This window comes from Pseudomonas sp. B10 (genome assembly GCF_900156235.1).
Taxonomy (GTDB): Bacteria; Pseudomonadota; Gammaproteobacteria; order Pseudomonadales; family Pseudomonadaceae; genus Aquipseudomonas; species Aquipseudomonas siliginis.
In genome coordinates this window covers 1369630-1383415 of record NZ_LT707063.1, presented here as the reverse complement: position 1 = coordinate 1383415, position 13786 = coordinate 1369630, and the positions used below count along the sequence as shown (strand labels likewise).

The following is a 13786-nucleotide window of genomic DNA, read 5'->3' as shown; positions in this document are numbered from 1 at the left end:
ATGCCTTTTTGCCAGACACCGCCGGAACAATCGCCACGATGCGCAATCAGTAGTGCGTGGATATCAAAAGGAGATGCGCATGCTCATCAGGTCCCTGACCCTGACCCTCTTGCTGGCAATCGCCGGCCCCCTGTTCGCCGCCGACAGCGATTCACCCCTGGCCGGGGACGTGGGCCGCGCCCGCCCGCTGATCGTGATTGCGCAAAGCACCGTCGACCCGGTGTGGCTGAGCCTGAAGAAGTCGCTGGAAGACCCGGCCAACAAAAAGGGCGTCACCGACCGCAACATCAAGGTCTACACCATCCTCAGCATGTCCGGACAGCTCGACGGCAAGGACATGGGCCAGCAGGACACCATGGCCCTGCTGCGTTCGCTGAAGCTCGGTGCCGGCGCTTATCCAAAAGTGTTCCTGGTGGGCAAGGACGGCGAAACCAAGCTCTCCGCCTCGGGTGATGAAGCCAAGGCATTGAGCCTGGCGAAAATCTTCGAAACCATCGACGCCATGCCCATGGCCGAAAAAGAAGCCGCCGCTGCGGCCGCCGCCGCACAAACGCCTGCCGCCACCGAGCCGGAACCGGCCAAAGGCGCTAAGGGCAGCAAACCGGCGAAACCGAGCAAACCGCCGCAGATGCCGGATGATTGATTGCGACTGAATGAAGCAAAATCCCTGTGGGGGCTGGCAAACCAGCTCCCACATTTTTTTGTGAAATGCACAGTTTAAATGTGGGAGCGAGCCTGCTCGCGAAAGCGGTTATTCAGGCGCTGAAAGGTGACTGATCGAGCGCATTCGCGAGCAGGCTCGCTCCCACCAGTCATCTTCTGATCGAAAGTTGTTGCAGCCTGCGACACCTCCAACGTTAACCGAGTGAAAACCCGATCCTGTAGAAGCTGCCGCAGGCTCGGGCCGCGATCGGACGATCTTTCACTACTAATCCGCCAACGCCGCGAAAACCGTATGCGCAATCTTCACCCGTTCGGCATTCGGGTAGTTCTTGTTGGCCAGAATCACAATGCCTATGTCCCGCGACGGCACGAACGCCACATACGCGCCAAAGCCCCGCGTAGATCCGCTTTTGTTGAACAGCACATTGGCCGGTTCAGCTTGCGGTGGGGTCAGCCACTCGACTTTGTGCGGTTCCATGGCCATGGGGGTCGAGTTGCCGTTTTGCAGTTTTTCCAGGCTGATCGGGTAGGCGTAGCGTTCCCAGCCCAGGCCTTGGGTCATGTCGCCGACGCGGTAATAACCGATGTGGGTGTTGGCGATGGCTTTGTGCAGATCAGGCGCAAGGCTGGCCGGTTTCAGCTGTGCCTGGACGTAACGCAGCAGGTCGGTGGCGCTGGTTTTGATGCCGTAGGCTTCGGCGTCGAGGGCGCCGGGGCTGACGCGTACCGGTTGGTCGGCGCTGTCGTAGCCGTGGGCATAAAGCTTCGACTGCGCTGACGGTATGCTGAGGAAAGTGTGCTGCAAGCCGAGTTTCGGCAGCAGGGTTTGCGTCATTGCCAAGTCGAACGGCTGGCCGAGGCTTTTCGCCGTCAGGTAGCCGAACAGGCCCAGGCTCGGGTTGGAATACAGGCGATGGCTGCCGGCGGGAAATTGCGGTTTCCACTGTTGGTAATAGCCGAGCATCTTGTCGGAAGAATCCGCCTCAGCGGGGAATTGCAACGGCAGTCCGCCTGCACTGTAGGTGCCCAGTTGCAGCACGCTGATGTTGTCGAAGGCGCTGCCCTTGAGCTCCGGCCAGAGTTGGCTGGCCTTGCTCGACAGGTCGAGTTTGCCTGTGGCCTGTGCGTAACCAGCGAGGGTGGCGGTGAAGGTTTTGCTCACCGAGCCGACTTCGAACAGGGTGTTTTCGCTGACCTTTTGCGCGGTGTCTTTAGCGGCAACCCCGTAGTTAAAGTAATGCGCCTGGCCATTCAGCGTGATCGCTACCGTCAGCCCCGGGATGTTGTTTTGCTGCATCACCGGGGTGACGGCTTGGCTGACCAGAGCCTGTAATTGCGCATCCGTCGGCGTTGCGGCATGACAGGCAACGCTGCCGAAGAACAGTGCGAAAGCGCTGTAGGAAAAGACCTTGCTCGGTTTTAAGGAACACATGATTGAATCACTCTCCATGAGTGTCGATTGGTGTATCCCGCTACACTGCGGGTGATTTTTCATCGGACGGCCGATCAGCGCGGCCAATTTAGGCACTTCGCCGGCCATCGACAAACGATGAAAACTCGCATGGGCCATTAGAAAAATTGGGGGCAACGCATGATTCGACCGCAACTGCCGCTCAACGCTCTGCGCGCATTTGAAGCCTCGGCACGTCATTTGAGTTTTACCCGTGCTGCCGTCGAGTTGTGCGTGACACAAGCGGCGGTGAGCCATCAGGTCAAAAGCCTGGAAGCGCAACTCAACCTGACCCTGTTCAAACGCCTGCCCCGTGGGCTGATGCTGACCAGTGAAGGCGAAACCTTGCTGCCGGTACTCAGCACATCATTCGATCATATTGCGCAGATGCTCGAGCGTCTGGCCGGTGGGCAGTATCGCGACATGTTGACGGTCGGCGCGGTGGGCACTTTTGCCGTGGGCTGGCTGTTGCCGAGGCTGGCGGACTTTCGGGGGAAACATCCGCTTATAGATTTACGTCTGTCGACCAATAACAACCGGGTGGATGTGGCGGCGGAGGGACTGGATTACGCCATTCGTTTCGGTGCTGGCGCCTGGCATGGCATCGAGGCGACACGCTTGCTCGATGCGCCGTTGTCGGTATTGTGCGTGCCGGAGATTGCCCGGCAACTGCACTCGCCGGCGGACCTGTTGCAGCAGACCTTGCTGCGTTCCTATCGCACCGATGAATGGCCGGAGTGGTTTCACGCAGCGGGACTGGCGACGCAGGCCGCGCCACCGCAAAGCATCGTGTTCGATTCGTCGCTGGCGATGATGGAAGCGGCATTGCAGGGCGGCGGAGTGGCGTTGGCGCCACCGCTGATGTTCGCCCGGCAACTGGCGGCTGATGCGATTTGCCAGCCGTTCGCGATCGAGATCACCACCGGCAGTTACTGGCTGACGCGGTTGCAGTCGCGAGCGGAAACGGTGGCGATGAAAGCGTTCAAAACCTGGTTGCTGCAAATTAATGCCTGACACAAAACCCTTGTGGGAGCGAGCCTGCTCGCGAAAGCGGTGTATCAGCGACAGCACTATCGACTGACCTGACGCCTTCGCGAGCAGGCTCGCTCCCACAATTGAAATCAGCGGCGCCTGCTGGATTACCGCACCAGACACGGCCGTTTGTTATCGAATTTCCACCCCGGAATCAGGAACTGCATCGCCACGCTGTCGTCCCGCGCGCCGAGGCCCATGCCTTTGTACAGTTCGTGGGCCTTGGCCACTTGATCCATGTCCAGCTCCACGCCCAGCCCGGGTTTTTTCGGCACCTGCACGAGACCATCGACAATCTGCAGCGGTGCCTTGGTCAGGCGCTGGCCGTCCTGCCAGATCCAGTGGGTGTCGATGGCCGTGATGTCGCCCGGTGCCGCAGCGGCGACGTGGGTAAACATCGCCAGAGAGATATCGAAGTGGTTGTTGGAATGCGAACCCCAGGTCAGGCCCCATTCGTGGCACATCTGCGCGACGCGCACCGAACCCTGCATGGTCCAGAAGTGCGGGTCGGCCAGCGGGATGTCCACTGACTGCAACTGAATCGCGTGACCCATTTCGCGCCAGTCGGTGGCGATCATGTTGGTCGCGGTTTTCAGCCCGGTGGCGCGGCGGAACTCAGCCATGACTTCGCGCCCGGAATAGCCGTTTTCCGCACCGCACGGGTCTTCGGCGTAGGCGAGCACATGATGCTGATCGCGGCACAAACGGATCGCCTCTTTCAGCGACCAGGCGCCGTTCGGATCGAGGGTAATCCGCGCATCAGGGAAGCGCTCGGCCAGTGCCGTCACTGCTTCGATCTCGGCATCGCCACTGAGCACGCCGCCCTTGAGTTTGAAATCCTTGAAACCGTACTTGGCGTGCGCCGCCTCCGCCAGACGCACGACCGCTTCGGCGGTCATGGCTTTCTCGTGACGCACACGGAACCAGTCGTTGTCGGCGTCCGGTTCGCTGCGATAGGCCAGATCGGTTTCGTGTTGATCGCCGACGTAGAACAGATAACCGAGCATCTTCACTTCGTCGCGTTGCTGACCTTCACCGAGCAGCGCCGCCACCGGCACGTCCAGATGTTGGCCGAGCAGGTCGAGGAGGGCGGCTTCCAGGCCGGTGACCGCGTGAATGGTGATGCGCAGGTCGAACGTCTGCAGACCACGGCCACCGGCATCGCGGTCGGCGAAGGTCTGGCGCACCTGGTTGAGGATCTTCTGGTAGGTGCCGATGGGGCTGCCGACCACCAGATTGCGCGCGTCCTCCAGGGTCTGGCGAATACGCTCGCCACCGGGCACTTCGCCGACGCCGGTGTGGCCGGCGTTGTCCTTGAGGATGACGATGTTGCGGGTGAAAAACGGCCCGTGGGCGCCGCTCAGGTTGAGCAGCATGCCGTCGTGACCGGCCACCGGAATGACCTGCATGTCGGTGATGATCGGAGCTTTGGCGGTGTCATGAACAGTCATTGTTGTTTTCCTTGTCGAGACGTAGTCAGGCGTGTTTCGGCGCGGCGTCGGCCACAGCCTTTTCAGCAGCGGGTTTGGGCGTGGTGCGCGCGGCGAAGACGATGATTGCGGCGATGATCGAGGTCGCGGCCAGGCCATAGAGGCCGCCCTGGATCGAGCCGGTGTGTTGCTCAAGCAGACCGAAGGTGGTCGGTGCGACGAAGCCGCCGAGGTTGCCCACCGAGTTGATCAGCGCGATCACTGCCGCCGCGATGCGTGCATCCAGATAAGCCTGGGGAATCGGCCAGAACAGCGACGAGGCGGATTTGAAGCCCAGCGCCGCAAAGCAGATCGCGACGAAGGCAAAGATCGGCCCGCCAGTGGTGGACATGAACATGCCCGCTGCGGCGATCAACAGGGCAGTGGCGACCCATGCTTGTTGGTGTTTCCACTTCGCCGACAGCGAGGCGAAGGCGTACATGCCGACGATCGACAGCAACCATGGAATCGAGTTGAACAGGCCGACCTGCACGTCGCTGAGTTCGCCCATCTTCTTGATGATGCTCGGCAGCCAGAAAGTCGCCGCGTAAATGGTCAGCTGAATGAAGAAGTAGATCAGGCAGAACAGAATGATCTGTCGGTCCTTGAGCAGTTTGCCCAGCGACGGCCGGATCGGCGTCGCCGCTTCGCGGGCCTTTTGCTCGTCGTCGATGGCGCTGACCAGCGCATCCTGTTCGGCGCGGCTCAGCCATTTCGCGTCATGGGGTTTGGCATCCAGCCAGAACCAGACAAACACGCACAGGCACACCGAGAACATTCCCTCAATGAAGTACATCCACTGCCAGCCGTGCATGCCCAGCCCATTGATCTGCAGGAGCAGACCGGACAGCGGACCGGAGATCAGCGAGGCCACGGCCGAGCCGCTGAGGAAAATCGCGATCGCCTTGCCGCGCTCGACGCCTGGCAGCCAACGGGTGAAGTAATAAATCACCCCGGGAAAGAACCCGGCCTCGGCGACACCAAGCAGAAAACGCAGGATATAGAAGTGGGTTTCGTTCTGGATGAACGCCATGCAGGCCGCGACTATGCCCCAGGTGAACATGATGCGGGTCAGCCAGATGCGTGCGCCGACTTTCTGCAAAAGCATGTTGGACGGCACTTCGAACAGCGCGTAACCGATAAAGAACAGCCCGGCGCCGAAGCCATAAGCGGCAGCACCAATGCCCAGATCGGTTTCCATGTGGGTGCGGACGAAGCCGATGTTCACCCGGTCAATGTAATTGACGATGAACATGATCACGAAGAGCGGCAGGACGTGGCGTTTGACTTTGGAGATGGCTGAGGTGAGCGTCGGATCGACGCTGTCCTGCATCCCGGAGATGGAGGTTTTCACTGATGTTTCTCCCACTGATTATTTTTATGCGGGTAGGACTGGGTGTTGCGTTGTTGCTAGACATCATACAACTGTAATTTTTTGTCCTACAAGTGGTGAGGGCGATCAAATTCTTCTGATTGTTCGTTTTTTTATGCAAAAACCGGATTATACCTCGTATTAATTGAATATTTCGCCAGTCGAGCGGAGCGCCTTTTTGAGATATGAATGGTGGTGCGTGATGGCTGGCGATCGAAAATATTCGACGTAATTGAGTGTTGTCATACAAGTCGATGGCCCGTCGACCGCTATAATCCATCTCAACCGTCATCCCGCAGTGCTACGATCGGCAAGCCCCGATCACCGGAACCGATCATGCAAGAAGACCTCGACGCGCCCGCGCGCAAACGCACGCACAACCTCGCTCATGACTTGGTGGAAAAGCTCACCCAGAGCATCCTGCTCGGACAACTGTCGCCCGGTGACAAGCTGCCTTCGGAGAACTCCATCGTTCAGGAGCACGGCGTCAGTCGCACCGTGGTGCGCGAGGCGATTTCCAAGTTGCAGGCCTCGGGGCTGGTCGAGACGCGCCATGGCATCGGTACTTTCGTGATCGAACGCGCAGCGGAGCAGGGCCTGCGCCTGAATGTCGACACGGCGCTCGGCGTGCGCAGCATTCTCGAGCTGCGCATGGGCCTGGAGACGCAAGCGGCCGCACTGGCGGCGCAGCGGCGCAGTGAGCAGCAGTTGCAGCAGATGCGTCAGGCGCTGGACGACTATCAACGGCTGCTGGCAAACAATAACAGCTGCGTGGAGGCCGATCGGCGTTTCCATCTGCTGATCGCCGAGGCCACCGGTAACGCTTGCTTCAGCGAGATCATGCAGCACCTGGGCAGTGCGATGATCCCGCGCAATCGCCTGAATGCCGCCGAGCGCGGCGCGGCGGATCTGAGCAAGCTCGGGCACTTGGCCAATCTGGAACACGAGGCGATTCTGAATGCGATCAAGCGTCAGGACGCCGATGCCGCCCGCGCCGCGATGTGGCTGCACCTGACCAACAGTCGCGATCGCTTTATCGCCCAAGGCTGATGCCGCTGGTCTGATCTATCGCACGCCGTCAAAGGTCGCGCTTCCAAACAATACGCCCCGGATAATCCGGGCCAGTATTGTGAGGTGCAGCATGGCTGATGACGCACTTGTTCCCGGTGGCATGGCGCCCACCGACCAGACCCGCCCCGTATCCGGCACTGACGAGCCGACCCTGAGCGATCACGACGCACCGCCGGGCATGGACCCGGGCCGCGACCCGTTGAGCGATGCCGACCGCCCGGATGACTGGAAGGATCCGCCGGATGACGAGGATGTGCCGCCAGCGGATGAGCCGACGCCGTTGTCGGATGATTTGCGCTGAGGTCTGGTTTTTTGGTGAGGTTGCCGGCCTCTTCGCGATCAGGCTCGCTCCCACAGTGGATGACACAAACTCCCTGTGGGAGCGAGCCTGCTCGCGAAGACGGCATCGGCTTCGCAGCAAATCACGGCCATGCTGCGAGTGCCAGACAAGATCGCCAGTCAACCAACACGCAAATCCCGCATCAACAACCCAAAGCGCAAGTCCACCGCATCCGGTATCGGCACGTACACCGTATGCCCGTCCCCCGGCGCCACTTCGATCGCTTGGCCGCTGACGCTCTGCAATTCATGCAGATCAAAGTGGAAATTGCCCTTGGGCGTCATCAGTTCCAGATGATCGCCCACGGCAAAACGATTCTTCACTTTCACTTCGGCCAGGCGACCACGGCGCTCGCCGGTCAGCTCGCCAGCGAACTGCTGACGCTCCGACACCGAACTGCCGTGCTGATAATTCTGATATTCGTCGTGCACATGGCGGCGCAGAAAACCTTCGGTGTAGCCGCGCTGGGCCAGCGATTCCAGATCCAGCATCAGGCTGCGATCGAATTCGCGCCCGGCCACGGCATCATCGATCGCCCGGCGATATACCTGGGTGGTGCGCGCGCAGTAGAAATGTGATTTGGTCCGGCCTTCGATCTTCAATGAGTGCACACCCATGCGTGTCAGGCGCTCGACATGCTGCACCGCGCGCAGATCCTTGGCGTTCATGATGTAGGTGCCGTGTTCGTCTTCGAACGCCGGCATCAATTCGTCGAGGCGATTGGCTTCCTGCAGCAGGAAGACTTGATCGGTCGGTGCGCCGAGACCCAGCGTCGGCTCGGGTTCAAAGGTCTGGACGATCTCGCCGAGCTGGTTTTCCGTGGCTTTTTGCGCCGTGTACTTCCAGCGGCAGGCGTTGGTGCAGGTGCCCTGATTGGCATCGCGTTTGTTCATGTAACCGGAAAGCAGGCAGCGCCCGGAATAGGCCATGCACAGCGCGCCGTGCACGAACACTTCCAGCTCCATGCCCGGCACCTGCTCGCGGATTTCACCGATTTCTTCGAGCGACAGTTCGCGCGACAGGATGATCCGGCTCAGCCCCTGTTGCTGCCAGAACTCGACGCTCGCCCAATTCACCGTGTTGGCCTGCACCGACAGGTGAATCGGCATCTGCGGGAAATGCCGGCGCACCAGCATGATCAGGCCCGGGTCGGACATGATCAGCGCATCCGGGGTCATCTCAATCACCGGCGCCAGATCTTTGAGAAACGTCTTCAGCTTGGCGTTGTGCGGGGCGATGTTGACCACGACGTAGAAGCGCTTGCCCTGCGCCTGCGCCTCACGGATGCCCAGCGCCAGGTTGGCATGATCGAACTCGTTGTTGCGCACCCGCAGGCTGTAGCGCGGCTGGCCGGCGTAGACCGCATCGGCGCCATAAGCGAACGCGTAACGCATGTTTTTCAGGGTGCCGGCGGGGGCGAGAAGCTCGGGGGCGATGAGAGTTGGCATTTGGGTGTCGGTCGCAAAAGCCGCGCAGGGTAGGGCAGCTGTTGCGAGGGTTTATTGATCTGGATCTATGCTCCATGAATAAACATGGCACTCGCGCGCTCGGCGGCTGACTAAGTGGGGCGGGCGTGCGTGACGCCTGACTGACATGGACCGGATATGAACGAAAAGAGTCTGCAATTCAAATCCCTGACGGTGCTGCTGGTACTGGTCACGGTGGCCTTTATCTGGATTCTGCTGCCGTTTTACGGCGCGGTGTTCTGGGCTGTCATCCTCGGCATTCTGTTTGCGCCGGTACAGCGCAGGTTGCAGCAGAAGTTCGGCTGGCAACGCAACGTGACGTCGCTGTGCACCTTGAGCCTGTGCCTGGTGGTCGCGATTCTGCCGGTGATCATCGTCAGCATCCTGCTGGTCCAGGAAGGGGCGACTGTCTACAAGAATATCGAAAGTGGCGAGCTGGATATTGCTGCCTATCTGGCGCAGTTCAAGCACAGCCTGCCGCCGTACTTTCAGCACTTGCTCGACCGCTTTGGCATGGGCGAACTCGACAGCTTGCGCGAGAAGATCGTCAAAGCGGCGATGCAGGGCAGCCAGGTGCTGGCGACTCAGGCGTTCAGTTTCGGCCAGGGCACGTTCGAATTCGTGGTGAGTTTTTTCATCATGCTCTATCTGCTGTTTTTCTTTCTGCGTGACGGCCCCGAGCTGGCGCGCAAGATGCGCACTGCCGTGCCGCTGGAAGAAAACCACAAGCGCCGCCTGCAACTGAAGTTCAACCGCGTGGTGCGCGCGACAGTCAAAGGCAACGTGGTGGTGGCCGTGACCCAAGGCGCGCTGGGCGGGTTGATTTTCTGGTTTCTCGATATTCCCAGCGCATTGCTCTGGGCGGTGCTGATGGCTTTTCTGTCGCTGTTGCCAGCGGTGGGCGCGGGGATTGTCTGGGCGCCGGTGGCGGTGTACTTCCTGCTCAGCGGCATGATCTGGCAGGGCGTGGTGCTGGGCTTGTTCGGCGTATTCGTGATCGGCCTGGTCGACAACGTGCTGCGCCCGATTCTGGTGGGCAAGGATACGAAAATGCCCGATTACCTGATTCTGGTCTCGACCCTCGGCGGCCTCGCGGTCTTCGGCCTCAATGGCTTTGTGATCGGGCCGCTGATTGCCGCATTGTTCCTGTCGAGCTGGGCGCTGTTCGTCGAGACCAAGCCCAAGGTGCAACTGCCTTAAGCATGAAATGTGCTGCTGGCGACCTGTTGCGACAAGGCCTGCGCTGCTGGTAACGAGGTGAGCGGGCCGCTGATCGGCTCGCCATCGCGCACCAGATACCAGCAAGCGAGCAAACCGGATGCACGCAGCGAAGCGGGAACTGCGCTGCCGATCACCGACATGATTTGAACCTGTGCCATGGGAAAACCTCCATCAAACTGATGGGGCTACCTTAGGGATTTGCCGGCACGACGGACAATCAACGTTTTCGATAGTGGTCATTGATGCCAGTGAGGTCTGGCGTCATTCGACCACTTGATCGAGCATGTGCATGACTTCGCGCTCATTGAGCAGGCCCTTGTGCACCAGGTTTTCGGCGAGCAGGGACAGCAGCTTGGCGCAGCGATGGCCTTCCAGGTGCTTGAGCTCGGTGAGCGCGCTGTACACCTTGCTCGAGGTGCACAGACCGACGATGCGGTGCGGGTTTTGGGTGGGCATACAGTCGTCCTTGTTGTTATCGATCTGTTGTTTACGGACGGATTCAGATTGCGGTTCCGTCATGACAAAGCGGTGACCGTTTGGTGAAAAAAAGCTCTACGGTCGATTCCATCATGCCGACTTTAGCTGCTCGAACTGTCCTCACAGCGACCTTGGCGAGATTTTTTCAGACGTTGGCCGACCAGCGGTCATAAAAAAGCCCCGCTTGAAAACGGGGCTCTGTGTTGCGCTTACCAGCGTGGACCGCCGTAATAGCCGTGTGGGCCGCCATAGTAACCGTGGGGACGACCGTAATAACCACGAGGCGGGCCGTAATAGACGGGGGCCGGCTGCACGTAGACCGGTTGCTGCACATAAACCGGCGCCGGCTGGTAATAGACCGGCGGTGGCGGTTGCTGCACGTAGACCGGTTGCGGCTGTACATAAACCGGCTGCTGCTGCACGTACACCGGCCGATCCTGGTTGATCAGTGCCGAGCCGATGATGGCCGAGCCGACGATCGCGCCAAACACTGCAGGGCCCTGCCAGCCATGGCCACCACCCGCTTCAGCCTGGCCGGTGACGGCAAGTGCGCCAATCAACAAAGCCATGATGGGAAGTTTACGAATCATGATAAGTCCTCGGTTCTTCGACCCGGCGCCGCGGCCTGAGTCAGGCCCACAGTTGTCGCGGGGATACAGCTAAGACAGCAAATTTGCGAAATTCAGCACAGCCGCTGGGTAAATTTTGTGTAAGGTCTGTACCGGCTTCTTTACCCGGCTACGCGGCGCCACAAACAAGCCCAAATGATGATTCAGAACCCGGTGGGCTGGCCAATCCCGTCCATCCGAAAGTGCGTTTGAAGGAGAAGTTTCATGCAGATGAACCCGAACAAAGACACCCAACTGTGCATGTCCCTGTCGGGGCGCCCGGGGAATTTCGGTCTGCGTTTTCACAACCATTTGTATGAACAGCTGGGCCTGAATTTCTACTACAAGGCGTTCAGCAGCCAGGACCTGACCGGCGCGGTCGGTGGCATCCGAGCGCTGGGCATTCGCGGCTGCGGCGTGTCGATGCCGTTCAAGGAAGCCTGCATTGCGCTGGTCGATGAGCTGGATGCGTCGGCGGCGGCGATCCAGTCGATCAACACCATCGTCAACACTGGCGGCCATCTCAAGGCCTACAACACCGATTACATCGCCGTCGCGCAATTGCTGGAAAGCCACGCGGTGCCGAAAGATTCGACCTTCGCTCTGCGTGGCAGCGGCGGCATGGCCAAAGCGGTGGCCAGCGCCCTGCGCGATGGTGGCTACAAGAACGGTTTGATTGTCGCCCGTAACGAGCGGGCCGGGCGCGCCCTGGCGGATTCGCTGGGTTATCGCTGGCAGGCCGAGCTGGGTGACGAGCGCCCGCAGATGCTGATCAATGTCACCCCGGTAGGCATGGACGGCGGGCCGGAGGCGGGGCAACTGGCGTTCGAGCCTGAAGTGATCAAAGCGGCTGAGACTGTATTCGACGTGGTGGCGATCCCTTCGGAGACGCCGCTGATCGTGCGGGCGCGGGCCGAGGGCAAGCGAGTGATTACCGGGCTTGGGGTGATTGCGATCCAGGCGCTGGAGCAATTTGTCCTGTACACCGGGGTGCGGCCGAATGAGGCGCAGTTTGCGGCGGCGGTGGATTTTGCGCGCAGCTGATTGATCTTTTAGTGGCTGGGCTGGCCTCTTCGCGAGCAGGCTCGCTCCCACAGATTGAGCGTGTTCCTCCAGTTGGAATGCGATTGAAGGTGGGAGCGAGCCTGCTCGCGAAGGCCGCGCTGCGGTTCTGGATCACTATCTATAATCCTCGCCAGCACGCACAGACGTGCTCATCACAAAAACCATAACCGAGGCCGCCCATGCATCCGCCCATCCTCAACCTCAACGAGGTCGAACTCGAAGCCCTTCCCGAAGCCCTGGCCCCTGAAGGCGAAACCGCCGGGCGTTATCAGCAGCGTTTCGCGCGGATCGGCCAGCAACTCGGTGCGCAGAAACTCGGTTACCGTCTGTACGCGCTGCCAGCAGGCATGCGCGGCAGTCCGTTCCACAGCCATCGGGTCAATGAGGAGATGTTCTACGTGGTGGCCGGGGAGGGCGAGGTGCGGTTGGGAGGCGAGCGCTTTCCGATCCGCGCCGGTGATGTGATCGCCTGCCCACCGGGCGGACCGGAGAAGGCTCACCAGATCATCAATACCAGCGCGGGCGAACTGCGTTATCTGGCGGTGAGCACTCAGCAGCAGCCGGAAATCTGCGAGTACCCGGATTCGAACAAGTATGCGGTGATGGATAATTTCACGGTGGATGCCGAGGGCAAGGCCTCGGGCTTTGTCGCAGTCGCGCGGCAGGTGGATGGGGTGGATTATTGGGATGGGGAATAACATCTGAAATTCGCAGATGTCCCCTGTGGGAGCGAGCCTGCTCGCGAAGGCGGCGGATCATTCAAGATCGTGGTGACTGACACTACGCTTTCGCGAGCAGGCTCGCTCCCACAGAGGTTCTGTTGCGATTATTCGAGGCGGGCCAGGCGTTCTTCCAGCGCTGCGATCCGCGCTTCCAGTTCCTCGATACGCTCCAGGGAAACGCCAGCGCTCGAGCGCTCCCCAGGATTCTGCCGCGCCGCCAATATCGCCTCGATATCCGCCGGATCGCCCAAGGCATGGGTGTAGCGATCCTCACGCTGCCCGGCCTGACGCGGAATCAACACCGCCAGGCCGCGTGCGATAAGGCGTTCAAGCTGATGCACGACCTGCTCGGCGTCCTCGAACTCGTGCATGCGCCCGCTGCGGGTAAGCAGTTCGTTGACGGTCTGCGGACCGCGCAGAAACATCAGACCCGTCAGAATCACCTGTGCCGGCACCAATTCCAGCGCCTTGTCTACCTTGTGCTCCCAGCGGTCGGCACGGCTGCCCATCACCAGCCGGGTGAAACCACGACCCTCCAGCGCCCGCAGGCTCTGCCCGACCTGACCCTGATTGAGGTTCATTACCGGCTCGCGACTGGTTTTCTGATTGCAGGCCAGCACCAGCGCGTTGAGGGTCAGCGGATAGGTTTCCGGGCTGGTGGCCTGTTTTTCGATCAGCGCACCGAGAATGCGGATTTCCGTGGCATTTAACCGTGGCTGTTCGGAGGTGGATTCTTGTTCGTTGCTCATCGCGCGTTCCCTCTGCAGTCGAAGCCGCCTAGCCTAATCCTTGCCAAACAAAAGGCAAGCCGTGTGCTCATCAAGCATGGC

Annotated in this window: 15 protein-coding genes; 7 read left to right on the top strand and 8 right to left on the bottom strand. The window is 60.3% G+C overall.

The window, feature by feature from the left end:
* Window positions 1–79: 79 nt before the first annotated feature.
* Window positions 80–643: a DUF4174 domain-containing protein gene (locus BXA01_RS06135; protein ID WP_016775365.1), complete on the top strand. Its 564-nt coding sequence runs from the start codon at window positions 80–82 to the stop codon at window positions 641–643.
* Between the two features lie 285 nt (window positions 644–928).
* On the opposite strand, the gene ampC is transcribed toward BXA01_RS06135, so the two are convergent.
* Entirely contained in the window at window positions 929–2095 is a 1167-nt protein-coding gene (gene ampC, locus BXA01_RS06130) for a class C beta-lactamase (protein WP_076563576.1), read from the bottom strand.
* A 159-nt stretch (window positions 2096–2254) separates the two neighbouring features.
* On the opposite strand from ampC, the gene BXA01_RS06125 reads away from it, so the two are divergent.
* Window positions 2255–3127 (top strand): LysR family transcriptional regulator, encoded by an 873-nt coding sequence (locus BXA01_RS06125; RefSeq protein ID WP_016775361.1) that lies wholly within the window; start codon window positions 2255–2257, stop codon window positions 3125–3127.
* A 125-nt stretch (window positions 3128–3252) separates the two neighbouring features.
* Here BXA01_RS06125 and gudD read toward each other — a convergent pair whose 3' ends face one another.
* Together gudD and BXA01_RS06115 are read right to left on the bottom strand one after the other, a co-directional pair.
* Window positions 3253–4596, bottom strand: a complete 1344-nt coding sequence (gudD, locus tag BXA01_RS06120) for a glucarate dehydratase (protein ID WP_076563575.1) — start codon at window positions 4594–4596, stop codon at window positions 3253–3255.
* A 25-nt stretch (window positions 4597–4621) separates the two neighbouring features.
* Complete coding sequence (locus BXA01_RS06115) at window positions 4622–5968, bottom strand: MFS transporter (RefSeq protein WP_076563574.1); 1347 nt, start codon at window positions 5966–5968, stop codon at window positions 4622–4624.
* 354 nt (window positions 5969–6322) lie between these two features.
* Here BXA01_RS06115 and BXA01_RS06110 point away from each other — a divergent pair, with 354 nt between their 5' ends.
* A complete protein-coding gene (locus BXA01_RS06110) occupies window positions 6323–7036 on the top strand; it encodes a FadR/GntR family transcriptional regulator (RefSeq protein WP_076563573.1) in 714 nt (237 codons plus the stop codon).
* Window positions 7037–7127: 91 nt separating this feature from the next.
* Window positions 7128–7358, top strand: a complete 231-nt coding sequence (locus tag BXA01_RS06105) for a hypothetical protein (RefSeq protein ID WP_076563572.1) — start codon at window positions 7128–7130, stop codon at window positions 7356–7358.
* Window positions 7359–7516: 158 nt separating this feature from the next.
* On the opposite strand, the gene trhP is transcribed toward BXA01_RS06105, so the two are convergent.
* On the bottom strand, window positions 7517–8845 hold the full coding sequence (gene trhP, locus BXA01_RS06100; protein ID WP_076563571.1) for a prephenate-dependent tRNA uridine(34) hydroxylase TrhP: 1329 nt from the start codon (window positions 8843–8845) through the stop codon (window positions 7517–7519).
* A 156-nt stretch (window positions 8846–9001) separates the two neighbouring features.
* Between trhP and BXA01_RS06095 the strand changes: the two genes are divergently transcribed.
* Entirely contained in the window at window positions 9002–10063 is a 1062-nt protein-coding gene (locus BXA01_RS06095) for an AI-2E family transporter (protein WP_076563570.1), read from the top strand.
* Here BXA01_RS06095 and BXA01_RS06090 read toward each other — a convergent pair.
* The 3 genes from BXA01_RS06090 to BXA01_RS06080 all read right to left on the bottom strand — a co-directional run bounded on the left by BXA01_RS06090 (window position 10060) and on the right by BXA01_RS06080 (window position 11151).
* Window positions 10060–10242: a hypothetical protein gene (locus BXA01_RS06090; RefSeq protein WP_041477171.1), complete on the bottom strand. Its 183-nt coding sequence runs from the start codon at window positions 10240–10242 to the stop codon at window positions 10060–10062. The two genes, BXA01_RS06095 and BXA01_RS06090, sit on opposite strands and share 4 nt — an antisense overlap.
* Before the next feature lie 103 nt (window positions 10243–10345).
* Window positions 10346–10540 (bottom strand): hypothetical protein, encoded by a 195-nt coding sequence (locus tag BXA01_RS06085; protein ID WP_016770691.1) that lies wholly within the window; start codon window positions 10538–10540, stop codon window positions 10346–10348.
* A gap of 230 nt (window positions 10541–10770) precedes the next feature.
* Complete coding sequence (locus tag BXA01_RS06080; protein WP_024013471.1) at window positions 10771–11151, bottom strand: hypothetical protein; 381 nt, start codon at window positions 11149–11151, stop codon at window positions 10771–10773.
* Window positions 11152–11394: 243 nt separating this feature from the next.
* Here BXA01_RS06080 and BXA01_RS06075 point away from each other — a divergent pair, with 243 nt between their 5' ends.
* Entirely contained in the window at window positions 11395–12213 is an 819-nt protein-coding gene (locus BXA01_RS06075) for a shikimate 5-dehydrogenase (protein WP_076563569.1), read from the top strand.
* Window positions 12214–12413: 200 nt separating this feature from the next.
* Window positions 12414–12932 (top strand): cupin domain-containing protein, encoded by a 519-nt coding sequence (locus BXA01_RS06070; protein ID WP_076563568.1) that lies wholly within the window; start codon window positions 12414–12416, stop codon window positions 12930–12932.
* Between the two features lie 128 nt (window positions 12933–13060).
* On the opposite strand, the gene BXA01_RS06065 is transcribed toward BXA01_RS06070, so the two are convergent.
* Complete coding sequence (locus BXA01_RS06065; protein WP_041477166.1) at window positions 13061–13705, bottom strand: YceH family protein; 645 nt, start codon at window positions 13703–13705, stop codon at window positions 13061–13063.
* Window positions 13706–13786 lie beyond the last annotated feature (81 nt).